This window comes from Clostridium sp. OM02-18AC, assembly GCF_003481825.1.
Taxonomy (GTDB): domain Bacteria; phylum Bacillota; class Clostridia; order Lachnospirales; family Lachnospiraceae; genus Brotaphodocola.
Genome location: NZ_QULW01000009.1, coordinates 1 through 25837 on the forward strand (window position 1 = coordinate 1; position 25837 = coordinate 25837).

The following is a 25837-nucleotide window of genomic DNA, read 5'->3' on the forward strand; positions in this document are numbered from 1 at the left end:
GGTGGAGTACGACCTTGCCAAGGTCGGGGTCGCGGGTTCGAGTCCCGTCTCGCGCTCTCAAGAGTACAAGAAAGGGTATCCGAAATGGATACCCTTTCTTGTGCTGTTCAAGCCCTGCCGGGCTCGAACGTTCGAGGTCTCCGCTCCGGTCGTTGCAAAGCGAACGTCCACTGAACGTTCTGCAACGTCTCGCGCTCTTCTGAAAAGTGTGCCGAAGCCTGTATTTATAAGGGTTTCGGCATTTTTCTATTTGAAGACATGTGTCTGAGTTTGAAGACAGTCTAAATAGGAAAAAGGTTCCGAGATTTGCGGAACCTTTTTCCTATATAAAGCCAATAGTTTGATTTGCTGTTTACACAAGATCATGCGTGAGCACTAGGCGTTTGACGGCTGAGACCAGATAGTGTATAATAGCCAGTACTGCGGTAACGCGGAAACAAGTTTTGTCACAATGAAGTATAGTCATTAAATCGGCAAAATGGGGGAAAAGAAGGAGGAAAATATTTTGAAACAACGAGAAACCTTTCAGTCAAGACTGGGATTTCTGCTGCTTTCAGCAGGATGCGCCATCGGTATCGGAAATGTATGGCGTTTTCCATATGTGGTTGGAGCAAACGGCGGCGGCATTTTTGTCGTAATCTATCTGCTGTTTCTGGCTATTATGGGTGTTCCGGTTCTTTCTATGGAATTTGCGGTGGGACGTGCAAGCCGCAAAAGTCCGGTTAAGGCTTATCAGGAGCTGGAAAAACCGGGAAGCAAGTGGCATCTGCATGGTTATGTGGCGCTGCTTGGCAACTATGTACTAATGATGTTTTATACCACGGTTGCGGGTTGGATGCTTTATTATTTTTACAGCTTTGTGACCGGAGCATTTACCGGACTGGATACCGAAGGCGTTCAGGGAATGTTTGGTGAGATGCTGGCGAGCCCGGGCATCAATGTATTCTGGATGGTGATTGTGGTAATTCTTGGAATCATGATCTGTTCTTTTGGTCTGCAGGCCGGAGTGGAGCGTATTACCAAGGTGATGATGATCGGTCTGCTGTCGCTGATGATCATCTTGGCGATTCATGGCGTATTCCTGGAAGGCGGTATGGAAGGCCTGAAATTCTACGTGCTTCCTGACGTGGAGAAGATGAAATCCGTGGGAATCGGTCAGGTGATCGTGTCTGCCATGAACCAGTCCTTCTTCACGCTAAGCCTGGGTATTGGAGCCATGGCGATTTTCGGAAGCTATCTGGAGAAGAATAATACACTGCTGGGCGAGTCGGTCAATGTTGCAGTGCTGGATACTTTTGTAGCGATTACCGCAGGTCTGATCATTTTCCCGGCGTGCTTTGCGTTTGGCGTCAATCCGGACAGTGGTCCGAGCCTGATCTTCATTACGCTGCCGAACGTATTTATCTCCATGATCGGCGGACGGATCTGGGGAAGCCTGTTCTTCTTATTTATGTCCTGTGCGGCTTTCTCTACCGTCATTGCGGTATTTGAGAATATCATTGCCTGCGATATGGAATTATTCGAGATCGACCGGAAAAAATCTGCGAAGATCAATATGATCCTGATCATTTTACTGTCCCTTCCGTGTGCATTGGGCTATAATGTACTCAGTGGATTTGAGCCGCTGGGAGCTGGCAGCTCTGTGCTGGATCTGGAGGATTTCCTGGTGAGCAATATCCTGCTTCCTCTGGGTTCTCTGGTGTATCTGCTGTTTGCCACCTGGGATTTCGGCTGGGGCTTTGACAAGTACCGGGCTGAGGCAAATGAGGGTGTCGGAATCAAGGTGCCGGCATGGATCCGCGGGTATGTGAAGTATATTTTACCGCTCATGATCCTGGGACTGTTTGTTCAGGGAATCTGGGTGAAGTTTTTCGCCTAAATAGTGACCGATGTATGCGAGGAAAGAGAGGAATTGCCATGATTCGCTGTTGTATTTTTGATTTGGATGGAACCTTATTAAATACGCTGGAGGCGCTGACCTACACGACCAATCTGACATTAAAGGAGTTTGGCTACGGGCCGGTCGGAGAGGAGCAGGTCAAGCAGTTTGTGGGAGACGGATACCGCATGCAGATCAAGCGCGCACTGCAGTACTGTGGGGATGAGGCGCTGACCCATTATGAGGAAGCGCTTTCTGTCTACATGAAGCTGTTTGCGGAGCATTGTCTCTACCATGTGCATCCGTACAATGGAATTCCGGAACTTCTCGAGACATTAAAGAAACAGGGAATCCGCATTGCAGTTCTTTCCAATAAACCGCACGCACGGACAGTGGAAAATATTGAGTCTGTGTTTGGCAAAGGATATTTCGATGTTGTGGCAGGACAGAAGGATGAGATTCCGAAGAAGCCGGACCCGGCAGGTGTGAACCTGATCCTGGAGCAGTTTGGCTGTAAGCCGGAGGAGTGCCTGTATTTTGGTGATACCAATACCGATATGCAGACAGGGCTGAATGCAAAAGCGCATACGGTCGGCGTAACCTGGGGATTTCGGGGACGTGAGGAACTGGAAGCATTCCACCCGGATTTTGTGATCGATGAGCCGCAGACTGTGATAGAGAAAATCCTGAAATTTTATGTATAAGATTCTGGATGTGACGATACATAATATTATAGAAGAAATTCTGCTGGAAAAATTTTTGAAACAAGCGAACCTGTTTCCAGAATGGTGCAGTTAAAACATCGTTTTGGGTGAATGGCTTCCGCACAAAAGAAGAAAAAAGAGGAAATTTGTGGATAATCTGCAGATTTCCTCTTTTTTTCACTCCATGGCACTTGATTAATTTCAGAAATCCGATATAATGGGTTAGTATATGTTTTATATTTATGCAGAATATTCATCCGTAGATGAATAAATGCAAATCGAGGAGGATTATTATGAAGAAGAAAATTGTGGCATTATCCATGGCAGCATGTATGGCAGCTTCTGTAACCGCTTGCGGCGGCAGCAAGCCGGCAGAGACAACCGCAGCAGCTTCTGAGGCAGCTACCGAAGCAGCAGAGAGCAGCGCTGAGGAAACCAAAGCAGCAGCCGAGATCGAGACTGTAACTTCTGGCAAGCTGACCGTAGCAACCAGCCCGGACTTCGCTCCGTATGAGTTCTACGCAATCGGTGAGGACGGAACCCCGAAGCTGTCTGGTTTCGATATGGATCTGGCTCAGTATATCGCAGATTATCTTGGACTTGAGTTAGAGGTTGTTACCGTAGATTTCGATGGTGTATTAAGCGAGCTGCAGACCAAGTCTGTTGACATTGGTATGGCTGGTCTTTCCCCGGATGAGAAGCGTATGGGCATCATGGATTTCTCTGATATTTACTATACCGGCGGTCAGTCCTTAGTAACTGTTAAGGACAACGCTGAGACCTACAACAGCTTCGAAGCAATCAACAAACCGGAAGTTTCCGTAGGCGCACAGATCGGTTCCATCCAGATGGATCTGGCAAATGAGAACAGCCCGGAGGCTGACATTGTTGGTCTTCCGAAGGTTACCGATATCATTTCTGAGCTGTTAACCGGCAAGATGGATGCTGCTTACATCGAGACGGATGTAGCAAAGAGTTATCAGCAGAACTACCCGGAGCTTGCAATCGTTATGGACGTTCCGTACGATACCGAAGGTTCCGCAATCGGTGTCTGCAAGGGCAACGAAGCTCTGTTAGCTGGTGTTAACGAAGCAATCGCAGCTGCAAAAGAGGATGGAAGCCTTGAGAAGTTCATCGCTGATGCTGGTGAGCTTGCTGCAGGTGAGAAATATGAGGGTCTTCTGGACGCAGAAGGAAACGTTCAGAACTAAGACTGAAAGGAGCACCCAATGAGTCATTTTGTTCAATGGAGCAATTTTTCAAAAATAGCGCCGTATGCCGAGTTGTTTCAGCAGGGCATTATCGTTACAGTCCTGTTATCCGTATTTACGGTTGCAATCGGCTTTTGCATCGCGCTGATACTGGCACTGATGAGAATGTCCAATGTCCGTCCATTCCAGGCATTGGGACTTGATAAAGACGGTCATATGCGGGAGGGCGGTCCGCTTGTCTGGATCAGCAAGTTTAATCCGCTGTCTTTCCTGGCAACGGCTTACGTTGAGATCCTGCGTTCCACGCCGGTTATCGTGCAGGTGTTTATCATCTACTACGGCGTGTTCGGCATCATCCAGCTTCCGTCTTTCCAGATCCTCGGATTTATCAAGTTCAGCCGGTTTTTCCCGGGCGTTGTGGCTCTGGGCATGAACTCCGGCGCATATCTGTGTGAGATCATCCGTGCGGGAATCCAGTCCATTGACGGCGGACAGACAGAGGCAGCCCGTTCCCTCGGACTGTCCCAGACCCAGAACCTGCGCTATATCATTTTCCCGCAGGCATTAAAAAACATTCTCCCGGCAATCGCTAACGAGTTTGTTGTAATCATTAAGGAGTCTGCGATCACCTACACCATCGGTGTACAGGATATCATGTCTGCTGTAAATGCAGTTAAGGGTGCAACCTTTGTTATCGTGGAGCCTTTGCTGGTGGCAACGGCAATTTATTTCTGTCTGTGCTTCCCGACTTCCAAGATCATTGCATATTTTGAGAGGAGAATGAGCCGTGGCGACAAACGATAGCATGATTCAGGTAAAAGACTTAAAAAAGCATTATAAAATGGGAACCATCAAGGCGCTGGACGGTGTGACGATCAACATCAATAAAGGCGATGTTATGGCAGTCATCGGGCCGTCCGGTTCCGGAAAATCCACATTCCTTCGCAGCTTAAACCTTCTGGAGGAGCCGACCGGAGGAGCTATCATCTTTAACGGGATCGACATCACCAAGAAGAAATATCAGGATGAGAGCGGAAAAATGGTAAAACTGGACATCGATGCCCTGCGCCAGCGCATGGGAATGGTGTTCCAGCATTTCAACCTGTTTCCGCATATGACGATTCTGGAGAACATGGTGCTTGCACCGATGAAGGTAAAGGGGGTCAGCCGTGCAGATGCGGAAAAGAAAGCCTTAGAGCTTCTGGACCGTGTTGGTTTGAAAGACCGTGCAGATGCTTACCCGATCCAGCTGTCTGGTGGACAGAAACAGCGTGTAGCAATTGTGCGTGCGCTGGCGATGGAGCCGGAGGTGATGCTGTTTGACGAGCCGACTTCCGCACTGGACCCGGAGATGGTTGGTGAGGTTCTGGATGTTATGAAGGAGCTGGCCCATGAGGGCATGACCATGGTGGTCGTAACCCATGAGATGGGATTCGCGAAAGAGGTTGGAAACCGCGTCCTCTTTATGGCAGATGGAAAGCTGTTGGAAGAGGGAACGCCAGAGGAGATCTTCGATCATCCGAAGCATGAACGTCTGAAGGAATTCCTTGCAAAGGTATTATAAAAAGGATTATAATCATATTGCTGCGGCACAAGGAGCAACGGTATTGAGATTATGGTTTGAAGTTACATCAGAGTGCCGGGCTTGGTTCCCGGCACTTTTTGCGTTATATGGAAAATAATAGACAGGAGGAGCATCAATATCATGACAGAAGAAAAGAAAGCAGCCCTCGCAGCCATCGAAGTCAGAAAAGATCAGATCTGCGATGTGGCAGACCGCATCTGGGAGTATGCGGAATTATCTTTGCAGGAGGTAAAGTCCGCAGCGCTTTACTGCAAAGTGCTGGAGCAGGAAGGATTTCATGTAGAAAAGGGAATCAGCGGCATTGATACGGCATTTTCTGCGAGTTTTGGAAGCGGCCGTCCGGTGATCGGTATTCTGGCAGAGTACGATGCGCTTTCCGGTTTGTCACAGACTGCGGGCTGTACGGAGGAAAAGCCGCTGGTCGAGGGCGGCAGCGGACATGGCTGTGGTCATAACATTCTGGGCGCCGGTGCGATGGCAGCTGCGTTTGGCGTGAAGACTTATCTGGAGCAGAATAAAATAGAAGGAACTGTGATCTTATATGGCTGTCCGGGGGAAGAAGGCGGTGCATCCAAGGCATTTATGGCGCGGGATGGTGTCTGGAAAGATCTGGATGCGGCACTGACCTGGCATCCGGAGGATGTCAATGAGGTTGCGACCGGTTCTTCCAATGCCTGCATTCAGACCCAGTACAAGTTCCACGGAATCGCTTCCCATGCATCCGGGACCCCGGAGAAGGGACGCAGCGCACTGGATGCAGTAGAACTGATGAACACGGGCGTGCAGTATCTGCGGGAGCATATGAGCGACAAGGCGCGGATCCATTACGCGATCACCGATGCCGGCGGATGCAGCCCGAATGTGGTGCAGGCGAAGGCCAGCGTACTTTATATGGTGCGCTCTAACCATGTAGCAGAGGCGATAGAGCTTCAGAAACGGGTCGATAAGATTGCCCAGGGTGCGGCGCTGATGACGGAGACAACCTTTGAGAAGAAATTCATCGACGGACTTTCTGACACGATCAGCAACTTTGCGCTGGAGCGCGTTTTGTACAAAAACTACGAGGAGCTTGGTGTGCCATCCTATACGGAAGAAGAGAATGCATTTGCAGACGCTCTCGCGAAAACTTATCTCGGTAATGACAGGGTTCCGGGGGTGGCAGCAGACAACGATGAACAGGCAAAGGAGCAGGTCATCGCCATGCAGCAGGCGTGCGGTCATGCCATGAATGCATTTCTGGCGCCGCTGTACCAGGGGGATGCATTTAAAGCGGGATCTACCGATGTAGGTGATGTGAGCTGGCTGACTCCGACTGCGCAGATCCATGTGGCTGCATGGCCAAACGGCTGCCCGGGACACAGCTGGCAGAATGTTTCCTGTGACCGGACTGAAATTGGACACAAGGCAGCGGTCCATGCAGGAAAGGTACTGGCGGCGGCAGCCATCGACCTTTATAACCAGCCGGAAATCTTAAAAGAAGCAAGGGCAGAATTTGAGAAGCGCACGGCAGCAGGCTTTGTGAGCCCGGTCCCGGCGGACGCAGTCCCGGTCATCCCGGATTAGTTTGTTAAATTTGCAGTTCACAGATGCGACACAAAGAATTTAGAAAGTTTTAACAGGAGCGGGGGTTTAAAATTCCCCGCTTCTGTTGTATACTTAATAGAACAGAAAAAGCTGGGAAACATTCGTTTTCAGTCACATATGGGGGAAGGGCAGTGTGTGAACAGCCATATGTGAAGAGAGAAGAACAGCTGCAAAAATTCTGGATACAACACGAAAGACATAAAGGAGAGCAAACGTATGGGTATGAAAGAAGACGGACCAAAGCGGCCAAATAAAAAGCTGCTTTATTACTATGGCATCATTCTTCTGATTACGGTTCTGCTGAATGCGCTGGTTATGCCGGCCCTGGCAGAGCGTTCCGTAACGGAAGTTACCTACGATCAGTTTCTGGATATGCTGGACAACAAACAGATCGCAGGAGTAACAAGAGGAGACAATCAGCTGACCTTCTGGACAGAGGATGTGCAGCAGGTTTTAAATGGTCAGCTTCCCATGAAGTCCTGGAAAAACGCAGATATTAAACTGTACAAAACAGGTATCTGGCCGGATGATGACCTGACGACCAGACTGAGAAATGCAGGAATCAGTTTCTCAGAGACGATCCCGACACAGGCATCACCGCTGCAGAATTTTATTTTTAGCTGGGTTCTGCCGATCCTCATGTTTGTGATCATCGGTCAGGTGCTCAGCAAGAGTATGGCGAAGCGTATGGGAGGCATGGGCAATGCCATGACGTTCGGAAAGTCCAATGCCAAGATCTACGCGGAGACTGAGACCGGCAAAACCTTTGCCGACGTAGCTGGTCAGGAAGAAGCGAAAGAGGCATTGAAGGAGATCGTAGATTTCCTTCACAATCCGCAGAAGTATGCAGATATCGGTGCTGTACTTCCGAAGGGTGCCCTGCTTGTGGGCCCTCCTGGAACCGGTAAAACCCTGCTTGCAAAGGCAGTAGCCGGTGAGGCACATGTCCCGTTCTTTTCCATTTCCGGTTCGGAATTCGTGGAAATGTTCGTTGGTATGGGCGCAGCCAAGGTGCGTGATCTGTTTAAGCAGGCAAATGAAAAGGCACCTTGTATCGTATTTATCGATGAGATCGATACCATTGGTAAAAAGCGTGATGGTTCCGGTTTCTCCGGAAATGATGAGCGTGAGCAGACGTTAAACCAGCTGTTAACCGAGATGGATGGTTTCGATGGCCGCAAGGGTGTTGTGATTCTGGCAGCAACCAACCGTCCGGAGTCCCTGGATAAGGCGCTGCTTCGTCCTGGCCGTTTTGACCGCCGGATCCCGGTTGAACTTCCGGATCTGAAGGGGCGTGTGGCAATCCTGAAAGTTCATGCAAAGAATGTAAAACTCGGAAGTGACATCGATTTCGATGCCATCGGACGTGCAACCTCCGGTGCCAGCGGTGCGGAGCTTGCCAATATCATCAACGAGGGCGCACTGCGTGCGGTCCGTCAGGGTCGCGCTTTTGTAAGCCAGGCAGACCTGGAAGAGAGTGTTGAGGTAGTCATTGCCGGTTACCAGAGAAAAGATGCCGGTGTGTCCATGAACGAGAAGCGTATCGTATCTTACCACGAGGTGGGTCATGCGCTGGTGGCAGCGTGCCAGAGCAACAGCGCTCCGGTGCATAAGATCACCATCATCCCGCGTACCTCCGGTGCCCTTGGTTATACCATGCAGGTGGAAGAGGGCGAGCGTTTCCTGATGAGCAAAGAAGAGGCATTGAACAAGATCGCGACGCTGACCGGCGGTCGTGCCGCAGAGGAATTTATCTTCCATTCCATCACGACCGGTGCGGCAAACGATATCGAGCAGGCGACCAAGCTCGCACGTGCCATGGTAACCCGGTACGGTATGAGCAGCCAGTTTGGTATGGTAGCATTGGAAACCGTGAATAACCAGTATCTGGGCGGCGATACTTCCATGGTATGTTCCCCGGAGACTGCAAGACTAGTCGATGAAGAAGTCGTCAACATCGTAAAACAGCAGTATGACAAGGCAATGCAGATCTTAAAGAACAATGCAGCCAAGTTAAACGAGATTTCCGCTTATCTGCTGGAGCGCGAGACCATTACCGGTGAGGAATTCATGGAGATTCTGAATGCCGGGAAGGAAACAGAGGAAGATAGCGTTCCGGTGAGTCAGGAAGAAGCTGCGCAGTAACAATATCGCATGATAACAAACGAGGTGCGAAAGCTCCCACAGCCGCCATGCATGGCGGCTGCGGGAGCTTTCGCACCTTTGATATTTACTGTGCTAAATTGTTTAGTCTGCGAACAAATGTTTGCAAGCAGCCTGTTGCTGTGGTATAATGGGCTGGTATCTGAGTTACACTAAAAAGAGGAATCGTACAAGTGACGATGCAACGATGCACAAGAAAGGTTTACGGCCATGGCAAAGCAGTATATCAAGATTCGAGGTGCCAATGAGCACAATTTAAAAAATATATCCCTGGATATCCCAAGAAATGAACTGGTAGTTCTGACTGGATTAAGTGGTTCGGGCAAGTCTTCCCTGGCGTTTGATACCATCTATGCAGAAGGACAGCGGCGTTATATGGAGTCGTTGTCTTCCTACGCCAGACAGTTCCTGGGACAGATGGAAAAGCCGGATGTGGAAAGCATTGAGGGACTTTCTCCTGCCATCTCCATCGACCAGAAATCGACCAACCGCAACCCGCGTTCCACGGTGGGAACGGTGACGGAGATCTACGATTATATGCGTCTTCTGTATGCACGCATCGGTATTCCGCACTGTCCGAAGTGTGGACGTGAGATCAAAAAACAGACCATCGACCAGATGGTTGACCAGATCCTGCAGCTGCCGGAGCGCACGAAGATCCAGCTTCTGGCACCGGTGGTGCGCGGGCGCAAGGGGGAACACGTCAAGCTTTTGGAGCAGGCGCGCCGCAGCGGCTATGTGCGCGTGCGCATTGACGGGAATCTCTATGACCTTTCCGAGGAGATCAAGTTAGAAAAGAACATCAAACACAATATTGAGATCGTGGTAGACCGTCTGGTGGTGAAAGAGGGCATCGAAAAGCGTTTGACGGATTCCATCGAGACCGTTATGGGACTTTCGGATGGTCTCATGATCGTTGATGTGATCGACGGGGAGCCGATCAATTTCAGCATGAGCTTTGCCTGTCCGGACTGCGGCATCAGCATCGAAGAGGTGGAGCCGCGAAGCTTTTCCTTTAATAATCCGTTTGGCGCCTGCCCGGAGTGCTTCGGTCTTGGGTATAAGATGGAATTTGATGAGGACCTTATGATCCCGGATAAGTCCTTAAGCATTTCCAAAGGAGCCATTGTGGTGATGGGCTGGCAGTCCTGCACGGAAAAGAGCAGTTTTACCCATGCCATTTTGGATGCGCTGTGCAAGGAGTATCATTTTGATCTGGATACTCCGTTTGAAGATTACCCGAAGGAAATCCAGGATGTGATCCTGCATGGAACGAACGGGAAAGAGGTCAAAGTTTATTACAAGGGACAGCGCGGTGAGGGCATTTACCCGGTCGCATTCGAAGGTCTGATTCGCAATGTGGAGCGCCGCTATAAGGAAACCTTTTCCGAGGCATCGAAAGCGGAATACGAGACGTTTATGCGCATCACACCGTGTAAGGCCTGCAAGGGTCAGCGTTTAAAGCCGGGTTCCCTGGCGGTTACAGTTGGTGATCTGAATATTTATGAGGCAACGGAGCTGTCCATTACCCGCTTCCGTGCTTTTCTGGAGGATTTAAAGCTGACGCCGATGCAGGAGTCCATCGGTCATCAGATCTTAAAAGAGATCAAGGCGCGGCTGGATTTCCTGCTGAATGTCGGTCTGGAATATCTGTCACTCTCCCGCGCGACCGGTACGTTATCCGGCGGTGAAGCACAGCGGATCCGTCTGGCAACGCAGATTGGTTCCGGCCTGGTTGGAGTTGCCTACATTCTGGACGAGCCGAGTATCGGCCTGCATCAGCGCGACAACGACAAGCTTCTTGCGACCCTGACACATCTGCGCGACCTTGGAAATACCGTGCTTGTGGTCGAGCACGATGAAGATACCATGCGGGTAGCGGACTGTATTGTGGATATCGGACCGGGAGCGGGGGAACATGGTGGAGAAGTCGTGGCGGTTGGCACGGCAGAAGAAATCATGAAAAACGAAAAGTCCATCACAGGTGCGTACTTGAGCGGACGCATCCAGATCCCGGTTCCGAAGGAGCGCAGACAGCCGACCGGCTGGATCACGGTGCGCGGGGCAGCAGAGAACAACTTAAAAAATATCGATGTTTCCTTCCCGCTTGGCATTATGACCTGCGTGACCGGTGTCTCCGGCTCGGGAAAAAGTTCCCTGGTCAACGAAATCCTTTATAAGGAACTGGCAAGAAAGCTGAACCGTGCGCGTACTATTCCGGGCAAATTTAAGAAGATCGAGGGATTGGAGCAGCTGGATAAGGTCATCAACATCGACCAGTCCCCGATCGGCCGTACTCCGCGTTCTAACCCGGCAACTTACACGGGCGTGTTTGATATGATCCGCGACCTGTTTGCGTCGACGCCGGATGCCAAGGCGAAGGGCTATAACAAAGGACGTTTCAGCTTCAATGTGAAGGGCGGTCGGTGTGAGGCCTGCAGCGGTGACGGCATCATCAAGATTGAGATGCATTTTTTGCCGGATGTCTATGTGCCGTGTGAAGTCTGTGGGGGCAAACGCTATAACCGCGAGACGCTGGAAGTGAAATATAAGGGAAAGAGCATTTACGATGTGCTGAACATGACGGTAGAAGAGGCTATGAAATTCTTTGAGAATGTGCCGTCGATCTACCGGAAGATTGCGACCTTGAATGATGTGGGACTTTCGTATATCCGTCTGGGACAGCCGTCAACCCAGCTTTCCGGCGGCGAGGCACAGCGGATCAAGCTGGCGACGGAGTTAAGCCGCCGTGGAACCGGAAAGACCGTTTATATTCTGGATGAGCCGACAACCGGTCTGCATTTTGCGGATGTCCACAAGCTGGTGGAGATCCTGCGCAGATTGTCGGATGGTGGTAATACGGTCATTGTCATTGAGCACAACCTGGATGTGATCAAAACAGCGGATTACCTGATCGATATTGGACCGGAGGGCGGCGAGCGCGGTGGAACTGTTATCGCGAAAGGAACGCCGGAGGAAGTCGCAGAAAGCCCGGTATCTTATACTGGAAAGTATGTGAAGCGGTATCTGAGTAGAAACTGATCATCATAGGTGTTTTTAGAAAAATCCGAATGTCATTACACGGTAACATATGGTGTAATGACATTCGGATTTTTTATGTTTATAAAGGATAGAGCTGTGGGATTAATTGTTTACGAATTAAATCAAGCATATCTTGAATTAAATTGACGTTATTGGGATTTTCAGCATAAAAGGCGTGAATGTTTTGAACGGGAGGTGTTGAATCCAAAGTACAAAAATAAACATCGTATCGAGATGCAATTTGTTCCCATCTGCAAATGCTTTGAGAAATGAATGTAACGCCCATGCCATTGCTGGCAAGAAGCAGAGCAGCTTGAGGCGTACCATAGGTTATTAGATTTCCATATTTAAACTGATAGCGATTCATTTCTCGTTCTAAAAAATATGTGTAATTATTAATATTTTCGCCACAAACAAAAGGTGCACCGTCTAATATAGAAGAATCGATAAGGCAAGGATGTTCAATAGAGCATCCTTTGTATTTTTCTGGTGAAATAAGGCCAAGCGATTGAGGTATTACATAGATAAGATTTTCTTGGATTAAAAATTCATCTTGAATATTGTTATGCGTGTTTGAAAGGCTAAAAGTTCCGATCGCTAGAGTAGCAGGAAGATTGTCAATGTTTTTGTCATGTGTATTCAAAGCGTTGTTATTGATGGACAATTGTACGTCTGGATGAAGTTTTGCAAACGTGGGCAGTAAAAGGGGAAGCCAATAATGCCCACGTCCACTTCCGATGCTTAGACAGAAACGAGTTTTTGATAAAGATGATAATTGGTTTTGCATTTTGATCTGCAGTTGCCGGATATGGTTCATTTCTTGTATATAGAGATTTCCGGCAGCGGTCAGTCTGATCGGTGAATGTTTACGATCAAAAAGTTTCACACCTAATTCGCTTTCTAACTTATTTAATGCACTTGTTAATGCGGGCTGTGAAATATATAGTCTGGCTGCAGCTTTTGTTAAATTTTGTTCTTGAGCAACAGCTATGACATAATCTAATTTATCGAAAGACATAAAGCACACTCCTTGAATTATAAATATTTGTTTATAGTATTATTTATGGGAACATATTGGACAAAATGATGAATTACACAATATAATTATGTCATAAAGTATATGATGCTTTTGCAGCAAAGTCAATAAATGCAGAAATTGCATAAAAATTCTTGATATATGTCGACAAATATTTAAGAAAAAAGAAAAAAATATAAGGAGAATATTATTATGGGTGTTTCGAAAAAGTATGAATGGATGGGTTTGCCTTTACTGACATGGGTGGTGTTAGCTGGGATAACGGTATTAGGTATGTACTCAGGAAAAATGGGAACAGATTTTGGCTCTACAATATTTTGGCTTACAGTAATCGGAGCTATAATCATGGGAGTGGGCAATCAGCTTCCAATCGTAAAAGATTATTTAGGTGGTGGACCATTACTTTTATTATTACTTGGTTCTTTTGCAACATGGGCGAAATTAATACCGGAAGCTTATGTTGAAGCTGCAAATAACTGGATGTCTGGAATCAATTTTCAAGCTTTTTTTCTTACATTATTGATTGTAAGCGCAGTTATGGCTATTGAGCGAAAAATTTTGTTAAAATCTTTGGTCGGATATCTTCCGTGTATTTTAGGTGGCTTAGTAGGAGCTGCGATTATGGCGGCTGCAGCAGGCATGATTTGTTTCCATTTAAGTATCGGAGACATTTTGATGACTTATGTGATGCCTATAATGGGTGGTGGAAGTGCAGCAGGTGCTCTTCCAATGAGTAGCATTTATGAAGAGGTGACAGGAAAAGACAAGGATGTATATTACGGCATTGCGATGTCTGCATTGATGGTTGCTAATATTCTTTGCATTTTCTTTGCTGTTGGTTTGGATCTTTTAGGAAAGAAATTTCCAAAAATGACAGGAGATGGAAGTCAATTATTACGTAAAAAGAATGACAAAGATAGCATTGGAGATTCGGAGCAGGTTACATACAGTTTAGAAGATATGGGAAATGGAATGATGATCATGGCTGGGTGCTGGGTATTTGCCGGTCTTTGTTCCAAATGGTTTCTTCCTAAAATTTTTGGTGTATCGATTCATCAGTATGCATACTTGGTTATTATTGCGGTTGGATTAAATATTAGTGGTGTGTTGTCTGCAAAATTAAGAAAAGGAATTTGCAAAGTCTATGATGTAATGAAAGTTTGGCTGACACCGTCAGTATTTGCAGGAATGGCAATTTCTCTTCTGGATTTTCAGAGCTTTATCGATGCTATGTCAGTGAAAACACTGGTGCTTTCTGTTGCTATTATTGTAGGTTGTATTTTGGGAAGTGCGCTGATTGGTTATCTCGTGGGCTTTTATCCAATAGATGCCGCAATGACAGGAGGGTTATGCATGGCTAACATGGGAGGCAGTGGAGATATGCTGATTTTGGCTGCTGGAAACAGAATGGATCTTATGACTTACGCATCAATTTCCTCTAGAATTGGTGGAGCCATTGTACTTGCAATTTCGGGAGTTGTATTTGGTATGTTTGGCTGAATGGACATGCCGAGCTATGATTCATATAAACAATATGGTAAAAGGTTGGAGAAGCGATATGAAAATTGTAAATGTAAAAGTAATAAAATCAAACAGAGCTGTTTATTGTAAGATACTCACAGATGAAGGAATCACAGGTTTGGGGGAAAGTGGAGCATGGGGATTTTTGGATGCCAGTGCACAGGCAATAGAAACGTTTTCCCAGTATCTGATTGGAAAAGATCCGATGGATATTGAACATCTTTGGCAGTCCATGTATCGCTATTCGCATTTCCGTGGCGCAGCAATCATGGGTGCTTTGAGCGCGATAGATATTGCATTATGGGATATCAAGGGAAAATATTACAATGCGCCTATATGGCAGTTGCTTGGTGGAAAATGTAGAGACAAGGTGAGAGTATATGCACATGTGAATGGCTGTACGGTAGAAGAACAGGTCGAACATTGCTTAAAGGCAAAAGAAGAGGGATATACAGCAGTGGGACATATTAATCCGTTTTTGGATGAACCTTCGGATGTGCCATTTTCTGATGGAACTGCGGCAATGTTATATAAAGCAGAAGAGCGGGTAGGAAAAATACGAGAAGCAGTAGGAAAAGATATGGACATTTGTCTGGAATTGCATCGAAGACTGGAACCTGCTTTGGCTATTTCTTTGTCGGGTAAACTGGAACAATTTAACCCTATGTTTTTGGAAGATCCAATTAGACCAGATAATTTTGATGCAATGGCACAAGTGGCTTCTGCTTCTAGGATTCCCATTGCTACTGGAGAACGTATTCATAATATTTTTGAATTTCAAATGCTTTTGGAAAGAAGAGCATGCCATTATGTAAGAGCAAGCATTTGTTTATGTGGAGGTATTACGGGAGCTATGAAAATTGCGGCTGTGGCAGAATCTCATCATTGTAGTCTGGTGCCGCACAACCCGCTGAGTCCTGTTGCTACGAATGCAGAGTTACAGTTATGTGCAGCCATTGATAATTTGGCTATTGCAGAGTATCCATCACCAGATGTTCGTTCCACCCAAGATCAGTTTATGGGTAAGAAAAATGGATTACGCATGCGTGATATGGTGAATCATGTACCAAATGTAAAAGACGGTTATGTTGAAATTCCAACAGAACCAGGATTGGGAATTGAACTGGTGCCAGATGTAGAGAAACTATTTCCTTTTCAGTCGCACAAAATTGCTACTAGAATGAGAATAGATGGTTCTGTGTGCGATCAATAAGATTTCAGTAACAAAAAGGTTCTCTTTTTACGAAATAACCGGTAAAAGAGAACCTTTTATTGTCGAAGCAGTTTATAATGAATTTGGTGTTATTTCAGAAAATAATTCTGCCTACCTTCCCGGAAAAAGTATTTCCGGTGCATACCAATGGACAGAAGCAGAGTGAGAAACTCTGCCATCGGTACAGCGAGCCAGGCACCGTTGATTCCAAGAAACTGCGGCAGGATCAGCAGGGAGATCGTGGTAAATACCAGAGTTCTCGCAAAGGAAATGATTGCGGATACCCTTCCGTTCGACAACGCGGTGAAAAATCCGGAGGAAAGGATATTAAAACCGCAGAACAGGAAGTTTACGGCAAACAGCTGGAAGCCGGTGACAGCCAGTTCATAGGTTTTCGGATCATCCGTGAAGATGGTGACAATGCCAGTGGAAAGAAAAATGGCGGCCGCAGTCATAAATACGGAAATGATTGCAGTGAACCAGAAAGAAATATGGTAAATATTTTTCAGCTCCTTTCGGTTTTCAGCGCCGTACTGGAATCCGATCACTGGGCTGATGCCGATGGAGAATCCCAGATAAAAGGCCTGGAATAAAAACTGACCGTACAAAAGAATGGTGATGGCGGCAACCCCGTTTGGTCCGGCCAGGCGCATCAGGATGATGTTAAATAAAAGGGTGATCACGGCATTGGAAAACTGGGTGACCATTTCGGAAGAACCGTTGTAGCAGGCCTGCAGGAGTTCTTTTACACGGAAAGAAAAACGGGTCAGATGCAGTTCGTGTCTGGGTGACAGGAAAAAGACCAGTCCGATCACGGCAGGGATGGTCTGTCCCAGTCCGGTTGCCATGGCGGCTCCGCCGATTCCAAGCTGACACGGTACAATGAGAACATAATCCATAACGGCATTGACCAGTCCGGCCAGGATTGTGAGGATCAGCCCCATATGCGGAGCTCCGGCAGTAACCAGAAAACACTGGAACAGGGTCTGGAGCATACAGGCCGGGGAAAACAAAAGCAGGATCTTCAAGTAGGTTATGCTGTCAGCCAGAAGCAGGTCGTTTGCACCAAGCATCCGGCAGATCGGTTCTGGAAAGAGAACAGCGATCAAAGCGGCGAAAAAGCTGAATAACAGTCCGACTAAAAGAAACAGAGAGAGGCATTCCCGTGCCTCTCTTTTTTTGCCCTCGCCCAGATATTTGCTGATGACAGCTGTGCCGCCGGTTGCCAGCATGGTGCCGACAGCGATGACAACGCTAGCAGCAGGAAAGGCGATATTTAAGGAAGAAAGCGCATTGCTTCCGACAAAGCGGGATACGAAAATGCCGTCCACAATTGTGTAGAGGGACATAAACATCATCATGATAATAGATGGAAACGCAAATTTCAGCAGCGACCAGGGGCTGAAATACTGATTAATGGATGTTGTCATTATAAAAACTCCTCGATATTCTGAAAATAGTCTTGAACATACAGGTGACTTTTGAGAGAATAAACCATAGGGTTACCCGATAGTCAAGAGAAATTGAAATTATTTTTGAAATAGATCATGACAGAAAGGAATTGGATATATGGATCGTAATTTATATATGACAACCGGAGAGTTTGCGGCTTTGACCGGAGTGACGAAGCATACCTTGTTTCATTACGATGAAATTGGTCTGTTTTCCCCAGAGTTTGTGGCTGAAAATGGTTACCGCATGTACTCCCTGGATCAGGTGGAAACTCTGGATACGATTCTGATTCTGCGGGATCTTGGCATGCCGCTAAAGGAAATCCGCCGGTTCCTGCAAATGCGCAGCCCGCAGGAACTGATGCGCATTTTTACAGAGCGGGAAGCGCAGATCGAGCAGGAAATCGCAAAACTGGAAAACATGCGAGGGTGGATCCGGCAGCGCCGGGAAAAAATCAGTACAGCACTGAGACAGGATTTTTCCAAAATACAGATCCGGCATTATCCGGAGCGGTATTATCTGATCCGGCAGATGGACGGCAGCTCGGAGCAGGATTACGTGGAAAAAACCAATGCATTGATCCTGGATTTTAAGAATACGGAGCAGAGAAATGATTATGAGGTGGCATATTTTCAGCATGAAGGAAATGTGCAAAATCAGGATTATAACGTGTACGATAATGTACTTATTCTGTTACAGCAAAAGCCGGATCATATGACGTATCAGATCCTTCCGGAAGGAGACTACCTGACTGGATTTCATGTGGGTTCCTGGATGGAAATGAGGGAAGCGTATGAGCGTATGGAGACCTACCGAAAGGAACATAAAATCCAGACAGAAGGTCCCTATGTAGAGCGCGATGTGATGGACAATCTTTCGGTAAAGCGGATGGAAGATTATGTGACAGAAATCGCGGTACGGATCGCAGAAAAAGAATGGTCATGACAGTGGCTGGATGATATTTTTGCGGAGATCATTGCAGAGAGTATGCGCCGGGTAGGGGAACTGTGGCCAATCGATATTTATACAGAAGATGCAAGGGAACTGGTAGAAAAAGCGAATGAAACGTATGCACAGTGATGAGTATCAGGCAGTGTTCCTGTTATGTGAAAAAATTGGAAGATCAGGCGGATTTTTAAAGAGGACCGCGGTAACCGGGTTAAAACAGATACCTTCCTGGAAGAATATCTGGAAAATCCGGAAGTGCTGTTTGAGGCAGAACTGCACAAAAACCGTGACACCGTGCTTTCTTTTCGGTTAAAAGGTTTTGCGCATGAGATATCTGCGTGTATTAAGGCAGTCCAGAAGCATCATCTGGTATTTATCGGCTATATCACATGCCAGCAGGATTTCAAACATTTTTCCTGGGACTGTGCGGAGTATTTTTCCTGGGCAGACAAGTACCTGTGTATTCCCTATGATGATGGCTATTACCAGATCCAGCTGAATCTTCCCTTGCCATGGCGGCAAGGCTGCTGGTCGATTATTTAAAGCTGGACCGCCAGTTTGTGGTGGAGGATGTGAACGACAAGCGCCACCAGGAGGTCATCCGCTTTATCATGAATATGGCAAAAGCACTGAACATGCAGGTAATCTTCGAGGGAATCGAGACAAAAGAACAGGCAGAGCTGATCTACGATATGGGCTGTGATTTCGCGCAGGGACATTACTACAGTAAGCCGAGGCCGTTCGCAGAGCTGCTGGATGCAGAGTAACGAAAAACTGGACTGGTTAAAAATGCAAATACTGGCTATTTTGAAATATCCAGATAGCGCCTATAATGTGGAACAAGATCACCGATGCGGTCCGGAACGCATAGGAGTGTTTACGCAAAGGAGATTGTTGGATATGTTTGAGGAGGCAAAGGTTTTAAGAGTTCCGTATGACCTGGTGCAGTATGTGCATGACAACGGACGTCTTCCGGTTGTAAATTTCGCGGCAGGTGGCGTGGCAACCCCGGCAGATGCGGCACTTATGATGCAGCTTGGCGCGGAAGGTGTTTTTGTCGGATCCGGTATTTTTAAATCCGGTGATCTGAAGAAGCGTGCGGCAGCGATCGTCAAGGCGGTTACCAACTTCAATGACCATAAGATGCTGGCAGAGCTTTCTGAGGATCTTGGCGAGGCCATGGTTGGCATCAACGAGCAGGAAATCGCGCTGTTAATGGCAGAGAGGGGCAAATAGGATGAAGATTGCAGTCCTGGCAGTCCAGGGAGCCTTCATCGAGCATGAGAAAAAGCTGGAAGTCCTGGGTGCGCAGTGCATCGAGCTGCGCAAAAAAGAAGATCTGGATGCAGAGTTTGACGCTCTGGTGCTTCCGGGCGGTGAGAGTACTGTTCAGGGAAAGCTGCTGAGGGAACTTGGGATGTTTGATATCCTGAAAGAAAAGATTGAGGATGGGATGCCGGTTCTTGCGACCTGTGCCGGACTCATTCTTCTGGCAGAACATCTGACGAACGACGAGCATGTGTATTTTGGAACCCTTCCGGTTTCTGTGCGCCGCAATGCTTATGGAAGACAGCTCGGAAGTTTTCACACTGTGCAGGAGTTTGCCGGAATTGGAAAGGTGCCTATGACCTTTATCCGTGCTCCTTATATGGAAGAGGCAGGGACGGAGGTGCAGGTGCTGGCAGAGGTGGATGGACATCTGGTTGCGGTCCGTTATAAAAACCAGTTTGGCATGTCGTTTCATCCGGAACTGGATGAAGATAGCCGGATCCATGCGTTATTTTTGCAGACAGTGGCTTGTTCCATGGAAATGAAAGAAACTGCGATGCTTCGGTAAGAAATAGAAAAGTGGACAAAAAAACAACCCCCGGCTGTACATCTGGTGAGAAATTCACCAGGCTGTACAGCCGGGGGTTTGTGTGAACATACAGAACGTTTATTCGGCGACCGGTTCTGCCGTACATACTTTTTTGAGCGGCGCTTCCAGGAAAGAACGCCACAGACGGACCAGCTGTCCAACGCAGAGTGCGTTGATCAGGGTACCTTCACGCACGCCGTTGAGTTTGTGGAATGCAATGAGGGCAACGACCATAGCCAGGATGGTCAGGGTGCTGTCGAATGCGACCTTGACATTTCCGAAACGGATGCCGGTCTGTCTGGACAGCTCGCGAACCAGAGCTTCTGCCGGAAGCATGATCACATCGGCGATGACCTCAAAGCTGATGCCCAGTGCCATAATGACACATCCGATGACCAGATAGACAAAGGATGCTCCCCATGGACCGCCAAAGCGGGTCGGGATGAAGCCCATGGCCTGATCGATGCAGAAACTGAAAAAGAATGTGATCGGAATCTGCAGGGCCTGCTGGATGCTGAATTTTTTGCGGAGCAAAGCTTCCAGGACCAGGAATGTCATATTGAATAAAAATGTGTAGGTCCCCATGGAAATTCCAGTGACCAGGCTCAGCACAAACGGCAGTCCGGATACCGGTGATGTACCAAGTCCTGCGCGTGTGATGAAAGCGATACCGGTGGCGCTCAAGATGACTCCGGTTAAAAACAGCAAATAGCGCCGGATGTAAGTGTGAATAGACATGACGGTAAACCTCCCCAGAACGGCAGATGAAATTTGCTTGTATTGATAGAAGATGGGTCCCGAACATTATGCTTTTTATACAAGATGCTGCCGTTAAAAAACTGTCAGTGTCTATATTTTAAACGAAAACTAACTATTTTTCAATGCTAAAAACTATTTTTTAGATAAAAATTATTTTTTGAGCCCGCGGATGAACTGGATCAGTTCAGCAGAACAGTTCGCTTTTACAATGATCATGCCCTGATTTGCGGCAGTCATCAGATAAAAGTGGGTTCTGGTCTCTACCAGATGTGCGATGCTGCTGTAAGGAATGTCAACAGACTGGTGATTGCTGGTTTCCTGCAGATGGTCTTCGTAGAAACGCATGACAGAGTGGCGGTTCTGCAGTTCCGGATTGGCATTGTAAACCTTGCGGCACTGGCGCTTGGAGACGTACACCAGAACAAGCGGAATGGCAAAGACAATCAGCAGATAAGTGAAGGCAGAGGTTCCCGGATCGGTAAATACGCGTAAAAATCCGGAAAAGATCATAAGAATATAGCATACAGTAAGGAATTTGGAGCGGAATTTGCTGATCCGGAAAGGAACGATCATATTAAAACGTGTAAATTCCTCCAGATTGTAATCGGTAAATGTCTGGTGCAAAAATGGCATGGATAGGGCCTCCTTGTAAAAATTATGCAGAAACAGATGGTTTTAAAATCCCGGATTGCTGTATCTGAACAATACGATTATAGCGAAAACAGATAAAAATTACAATCTGCATTGTGTATTTTATACAACTTTTCCGTTGTGAACGGCACAAGAACACCATGTAAACTTAAGATAGTTAAGAAAAATTGTGTGGAAATTTAGGAATTGATGTGCAAAATAGAGAAAGCTCATGTCTTAACTTGACTTTTGAAAATCATCATGCTATCATACGTGGCAAGACAAAGGGGTCTACATCAGATGAGAAGATGTAGGCCCCTTTTGTTATATCACAACATACCCCTTTGTTACATGATTGGAATTACCATTACGGTTAGAAAACAAAAAACAGCCGTGCAGCTGTTCTTTCCGAGAGAGGAGATGAGTAATTTTGAAAAAAATAGTCGGGCTGATTCCTCTTTATGACGATGAGAAGGACAGCTATTGGATGCTTCCTGGATACATGAAGGTACTGGAAGCATGTGGAGCACTTCCGGTTATGCTTCCCCTGACGATAGACACGGAAGAACTGGATGACTGCTTCCGGCTGTGCGATGGAATCCTGATGACAGGAGGACACGACGTGGATCCAAAATTGTATGGAGAACATGCGAAAGCGACCTGTGGTACGGCATGCAGCAGCCGGGATCAGATGGAAACGTATCTTTTCAAAAAAGCACTGGAGGAAGATAAGCCGGTGTTTGGCATCTGCCGGGGCGTTCAGCTCATGAATGTCCTGCTTGGCGGAACACTTTACCAGGATCTTCCAACCGAGCATCCATCCGGAACGGAGCATCATATGACACCACCGTATGACAAACCGATCCACAAGGTTGATGTGGTTTCAGGAACAAAGCTTTCTGATATCATTGGTGCCGGGGAACATGCGGTGAACAGTTATCACCATCAGGCAATCAAAGAACTGGCGCCGGGAGCTGAAGCGATGGCGTACTCAGAAGACGGACTGGTGGAGGCTATTTCCGTACCGGGCAAATCGTTTCTGGTCGGAGTGCAGTGGCATCCGGAATTTGCGTTTGAAAGCGATCCGGAGTGTAAAAAGCTAGTTCAGGCATTTGTCGATGCCTGCAATGGAAAAAAGTGATCTTGGATTGGCGAGAGCCATTTCAGATAAATGCGTGATCGGAAGAGGAAACATGCGAACCGTCACGGAGAAAAGAGAGGAGAACAAGATTATGAAAAAGAAAGCAATGGTTATGGTAATGGCAGCAGCAATGACAGCAGCTCTGACTGCATGCGGCGGCTCTAAGAGCACAACCGCAGACACCACCGCAGCAGCAGATACTACCGCAGCAGACACCACTGCAGCAGAGTCCAAGGCAGATGAGACTACCGCAGCAGCAGATACTTCAGATAAGACCTGGGTCATCGCAACCGATACTGCTTTTAAGCCGTTTGAGTATACCGATGAGAGCGGTAATTTCGTAGGAATTGATATGGATATCCTCAAGGCGATTGCAGAGGACCAGGGCTTCAAGTACGATGTACAGGTTCTTGGATGGGACGCTTCCATCGCAGCATGTCAGTCCGGTCAGGCAGACGGTATGATCGCAGGTGCATCCATTACCGATGAGCGTAAGTCTTCCGGCTGGATCTTCTCCGATGGCTATTACGACGCAAACCAGAGCATGGCAGTTGCTGAAAACTCCGATATCACCGGCTTTGATGGCTTAAGCGGCAAGAAAGTAGCAGTAAAAACTGCTTCCATGAGTGCAGATTATGCAGAGAGCATCAAAGATGAGTATGGTTTTGAGATTACCTATTTCGAGGATTCACCGACCATGTACCAGGCAGTTGTAGGTGGTCAGGTTGCAGCCTGCTTCGATGATACCCCAATCATGGCAAGCAACATCAAGGATACCGGCATTGCCATGAAGCTGGTAGACGGTACCGGCAACGATCCGGCTGAGTATGGTTTCGCCATCTTCGATGACAGCAAGCAGGAACTGGTTGATATGTTCAACGCTGGTCTGAAGGACATCAAGGATAACGGAACTTATGATGAGATCATTGCGAAGTATCTGGGTGAGTAATCAAAAGATAGCAGGTATGTGTCTGAAACACAAAAACTGAAACACAAGGCGGACGCGTCTTAGGCGCGTCCATGATGTGTGTAACAAAGAAAAAGAAGGGTGAGGCATTATGGTTAAGATTATCACCACCTACGGAGAGCTTCTTCTGCTTGCAATGGGACGGACCCTGCTGCTTGCATTCTTAGGTTTGGTATTTGCATGTATTCTGGGAATGATCTTCGGACTTCTCAGTGTTGTAAAGAACAAGGCATGCAACATCATTGCACAGATTTTCGTATTCGTCATACGTGGTGTGCCAATGATCGTGCTGGCGTTCTTTGTATTCTTTGGTATTCCGTATCTGCTCAATACCATTCTGGGCATCGGAAATGGATTTACCCTGTCAGCACTTCAGGCCGGCACCATCTGCCTCGCCTTAAACTGCGGCGCTTATATGGCTGAGATCATCCGTGCCGGTATCCAGTCCGTGGATATCGGTCAGATGGAAGCCGGAAGATCGTTAGGTCTTCCTTACTGGAAAACCATGAGAAAGATCATTCTTCCCCAGGCAATCCGCACCATGATCCCGAGCATCATCAACCAGTTCATCATCACCGTAAAGGATACCTCAATTCTGTCGGTAATCGGATTTCCGGAGCTGGTACTTGCTGCGAAAAATGTACAGGCAAATACGTTTAAATCCTTTGAGACCTGGACGATCGTCGGCATCATGTATCTGGTCGTGATCACGATCCTGTCTTACATTGCAAAGCTGGTAGAGAGGAGGATGAACCGCGGTGTCAAACGATAAAACAGTAAAAATCAAAGTCGAGAAACTCCGGAAATGCTTCGGAGACCTGGAGGTTTTACGGGATATTTCCACGGAAATCCACGAAGGAGAAGTGGTGGTCATCTTAGGACCATCTGGTTCCGGTAAATCCACCTTTCTGCGCTGCTTAAACAAGCTGGAGACTGCTACTGCAGGAAGTATTGTGGTGGACGGCGTGGATATTTCCGACAAGAAAGTAAACATGAATAAGGTTCGCGAGAACATCGGCATGGTGTTCCAGCATTTCAACCTGTTCAATAATATGGATGTCCTCCATAACCTGATGCTGGCTCCGGTAGAACTCAAAAAAATGACGAAACAGGAAGCCGAGGAAAAGGCAAGGGCAATGCTAAAGCGGGTGGACTTAGCGGAGAAAGCCGATGCATATCCGTCCCAGCTTTCCGGTGGACAAAAGCAGCGTGTTGCCATCGCACGTGCGCTCTGCATGCAGCCGGATATCATGCTGTTTGATGAGCCAACTTCCGCGCTTGACCCGGAGATGGTCGGCGAGGTACTGGCAGTCATGAAGCAGCTGGCAGCAGACGGCATGACCATGGTCATTGTCACCCATGAGATTGGTTTTGCAAGGGAAGTAGCAGACCGTGTTATCTTCATGGATGGCGGTTACATCGTGGAAGAGGGAACTCCGCAGGAAGTCATCTTAAATCCGAAAGAGCCGCGTACCATCAGTTTCTTAAACAAAGTACTGTAAAACGGAGGTGAAGACATGGAAAAATATGTGATTACCATCTCCAGACAGTACGGTTCTTTTGGACGTTTGGTGGCGAAAGAGCTTTCTGAGCAGCTTCACATTGATTTTATGGACCGCGACATTGTGGAGGAAACCGCAAAGCGCATGAACACTTCCATAAAAGAGATCAGCCGCGAAGAAGAGGATACCCGGTCCAAATTTGCTTACCGCAGTTACCCATTCGGACTTGGCATGCCGGATGTGCGGGATGAGATCTTCCTGGTGCAAAAAAGCATCATCCAGGATTTCGCCCGGAAAGGTTCCTGCATCATTGTAGGGCGCTGCGGTGCGTATTGCCTGCAGAACGAGCCGAGACTTCTTCGGGTTTATATCTATGCGCCGTATGAAGTGCGCGTGAAGAACTGCATCGAATACTTCGGAATGACTGAAAAAGAAGCCTTAAAGGCGGTAACGGAAGCAGACAAGGCGCGGGAAAGCTACCACAAAAAATACATACCAGGCTTCCAGAGCGACACTTTGAACAGTGATCTGTGCATCAACAGTGCGTTTTATAACATTGAGGAGGCAGCAGAGCTGATCAAACAGGCAGCGCGGATGAAGTTTGGGGAGATATAAAATAGAAAAGGGAATCATGTACACAAA

Annotated in this window: 23 protein-coding genes and 1 pseudogene; 20 read left to right on the top strand and 4 right to left on the bottom strand. The window is 47.4% G+C overall.

The features are described 5' to 3' along the window. The first annotated feature begins 478 nt into the window (after window positions 1–478). The 8 genes from DXB18_RS07695 (at window position 479) to uvrA (ending at window position 12168) form a co-directional block, all read left to right on the top strand. The gene (locus DXB18_RS07695; protein WP_118706986.1) at window positions 479–1879 is read left to right on the top strand and encodes a sodium-dependent transporter; all 1401 of its coding nucleotides are present in this window, start codon (window positions 479–481) and stop codon (window positions 1877–1879) included. Between the two features lie 38 nt (window positions 1880–1917). Then, on the top strand, window positions 1918–2583 hold the full coding sequence (locus tag DXB18_RS07700; RefSeq protein WP_118543333.1) for an HAD family hydrolase: 666 nt from the start codon (window positions 1918–1920) through the stop codon (window positions 2581–2583). 293 nt (window positions 2584–2876) lie between these two features. Then, window positions 2877–3794, top strand: coding sequence for a transporter substrate-binding domain-containing protein (locus DXB18_RS07705; protein WP_182430508.1), 918 nt, complete (start codon window positions 2877–2879; stop codon window positions 3792–3794). Between the two features lie 18 nt (window positions 3795–3812). Continuing rightward, on the top strand, window positions 3813–4598 hold the full coding sequence (locus DXB18_RS07710) for an amino acid ABC transporter permease (protein ID WP_118543332.1): 786 nt from the start codon (window positions 3813–3815) through the stop codon (window positions 4596–4598). Between the two features lies 1 nt (window position 4599). Further along, a complete protein-coding gene (locus DXB18_RS07715) occupies window positions 4600–5358 on the top strand; it encodes an amino acid ABC transporter ATP-binding protein (protein WP_182430516.1) in 759 nt (252 codons plus the stop codon). Window positions 5359–5499: 141 nt separating this feature from the next. Beyond that, the gene (locus DXB18_RS07720) at window positions 5500–6942 is read left to right on the top strand and encodes a M20 family metallopeptidase (RefSeq protein WP_118706990.1); all 1443 of its coding nucleotides are present in this window, start codon (window positions 5500–5502) and stop codon (window positions 6940–6942) included. Window positions 6943–7179: 237 nt separating this feature from the next. Then, window positions 7180–9108, top strand: coding sequence for an ATP-dependent zinc metalloprotease FtsH (gene ftsH / locus DXB18_RS07725; protein WP_182430509.1), 1929 nt, complete (start codon window positions 7180–7182; stop codon window positions 9106–9108). A 228-nt stretch (window positions 9109–9336) separates the two neighbouring features. Beyond that, window positions 9337–12168, top strand: coding sequence for an excinuclease ABC subunit UvrA (uvrA, locus tag DXB18_RS07730; RefSeq protein WP_118706992.1), 2832 nt, complete (start codon window positions 9337–9339; stop codon window positions 12166–12168). Window positions 12169–12247: 79 nt separating this feature from the next. Here uvrA and DXB18_RS07735 read toward each other — a convergent pair whose 3' ends face one another. Then, window positions 12248–13186: a LysR family transcriptional regulator gene (locus tag DXB18_RS07735; RefSeq protein WP_118706994.1), complete on the bottom strand. Its 939-nt coding sequence runs from the start codon at window positions 13184–13186 to the stop codon at window positions 12248–12250. 210 nt (window positions 13187–13396) lie between these two features. Between DXB18_RS07735 and DXB18_RS07740 the strand changes: the two genes are divergently transcribed. After that, on the top strand, window positions 13397–14704 hold the full coding sequence (locus DXB18_RS07740; protein ID WP_118543327.1) for a 2-hydroxycarboxylate transporter family protein: 1308 nt from the start codon (window positions 13397–13399) through the stop codon (window positions 14702–14704). A gap of 58 nt (window positions 14705–14762) precedes the next feature. After that, complete coding sequence (locus DXB18_RS07745; protein ID WP_118706996.1) at window positions 14763–15938, top strand: mandelate racemase/muconate lactonizing enzyme family protein; 1176 nt, start codon at window positions 14763–14765, stop codon at window positions 15936–15938. A gap of 89 nt (window positions 15939–16027) precedes the next feature. On the opposite strand, the gene DXB18_RS07750 is transcribed toward DXB18_RS07745, so the two are convergent. Continuing rightward, entirely contained in the window at window positions 16028–17368 is a 1341-nt protein-coding gene (locus tag DXB18_RS07750; RefSeq protein WP_118706998.1) for an MATE family efflux transporter, read from the bottom strand. 139 nt (window positions 17369–17507) lie between these two features. Here DXB18_RS07750 and DXB18_RS07755 point away from each other — a divergent pair, with 139 nt between their 5' ends. The 5 genes and pseudogenes from DXB18_RS07755 to pdxT all read left to right on the top strand — a co-directional run bounded on the left by DXB18_RS07755 (window position 17508) and on the right by pdxT (window position 20175). Then, window positions 17508–18335, top strand: a complete 828-nt coding sequence (locus DXB18_RS07755; protein WP_118707000.1) for a MerR family transcriptional regulator — start codon at window positions 17508–17510, stop codon at window positions 18333–18335. 258 nt (window positions 18336–18593) lie between these two features. Continuing rightward, on the top strand, window positions 18594–18881 hold the full coding sequence (locus tag DXB18_RS07760) for a hypothetical protein (protein WP_118707002.1): 288 nt from the start codon (window positions 18594–18596) through the stop codon (window positions 18879–18881). After that, on the top strand, window positions 18851–19105 hold the full coding sequence (locus DXB18_RS07765) for an EAL domain-containing protein (protein WP_118707004.1): 255 nt from the start codon (window positions 18851–18853) through the stop codon (window positions 19103–19105). Before DXB18_RS07760 ends, DXB18_RS07765 begins: the two co-directional genes overlap by 31 nt. A 130-nt stretch (window positions 19106–19235) precedes the next feature. Continuing rightward, window positions 19236–19574: pseudogene (locus tag DXB18_RS07770) on the top strand (pyridoxal 5'-phosphate synthase lyase subunit PdxS); the annotation flags it as partial. A 1-nt stretch (window position 19575) separates the two neighbouring features. Then, the gene (pdxT, locus tag DXB18_RS07775) at window positions 19576–20175 is read left to right on the top strand and encodes a pyridoxal 5'-phosphate synthase glutaminase subunit PdxT (protein ID WP_118707006.1); all 600 of its coding nucleotides are present in this window, start codon (window positions 19576–19578) and stop codon (window positions 20173–20175) included. 99 nt (window positions 20176–20274) lie between these two features. On the opposite strand, the gene DXB18_RS07780 is transcribed toward pdxT, so the two are convergent. Then, window positions 20275–20934: a DUF6198 family protein gene (locus DXB18_RS07780; RefSeq protein WP_118707008.1), complete on the bottom strand. Its 660-nt coding sequence runs from the start codon at window positions 20932–20934 to the stop codon at window positions 20275–20277. A gap of 171 nt (window positions 20935–21105) precedes the next feature. Continuing rightward, window positions 21106–21588 carry a YcxB family protein gene (locus DXB18_RS07785; protein WP_118707010.1) on the bottom strand — a complete coding sequence of 161 codons (483 nt, stop codon included), beginning with the start codon at window positions 21586–21588 and terminating at the stop codon, window positions 21106–21108. 427 nt (window positions 21589–22015) lie between these two features. Between DXB18_RS07785 and DXB18_RS07790 the strand changes: the two genes are divergently transcribed. The 5 genes from DXB18_RS07790 (at window position 22016) to DXB18_RS07810 (ending at window position 25810) form a co-directional block, all read left to right on the top strand. Further along, window positions 22016–22726, top strand: coding sequence for a gamma-glutamyl-gamma-aminobutyrate hydrolase family protein (locus DXB18_RS07790; protein ID WP_182430510.1), 711 nt, complete (start codon window positions 22016–22018; stop codon window positions 22724–22726). 91 nt (window positions 22727–22817) lie between these two features. After that, window positions 22818–23675: a transporter substrate-binding domain-containing protein gene (locus tag DXB18_RS07795; RefSeq protein ID WP_243035329.1), complete on the top strand. Its 858-nt coding sequence runs from the start codon at window positions 22818–22820 to the stop codon at window positions 23673–23675. A gap of 109 nt (window positions 23676–23784) precedes the next feature. Further along, window positions 23785–24465, top strand: coding sequence for an amino acid ABC transporter permease (locus DXB18_RS07800; protein ID WP_118543317.1), 681 nt, complete (start codon window positions 23785–23787; stop codon window positions 24463–24465). After that, window positions 24452–25195, top strand: a complete 744-nt coding sequence (locus tag DXB18_RS07805) for an amino acid ABC transporter ATP-binding protein (RefSeq protein WP_118543316.1) — start codon at window positions 24452–24454, stop codon at window positions 25193–25195. Before DXB18_RS07800 ends, DXB18_RS07805 begins: the two co-directional genes overlap by 14 nt. Window positions 25196–25210: 15 nt before the next feature. Further along, complete coding sequence (locus DXB18_RS07810) at window positions 25211–25810, top strand: cytidylate kinase-like family protein (RefSeq protein ID WP_118707014.1); 600 nt, start codon at window positions 25211–25213, stop codon at window positions 25808–25810. The last annotated feature ends 27 nt before the right edge of the window (window positions 25811–25837 follow it).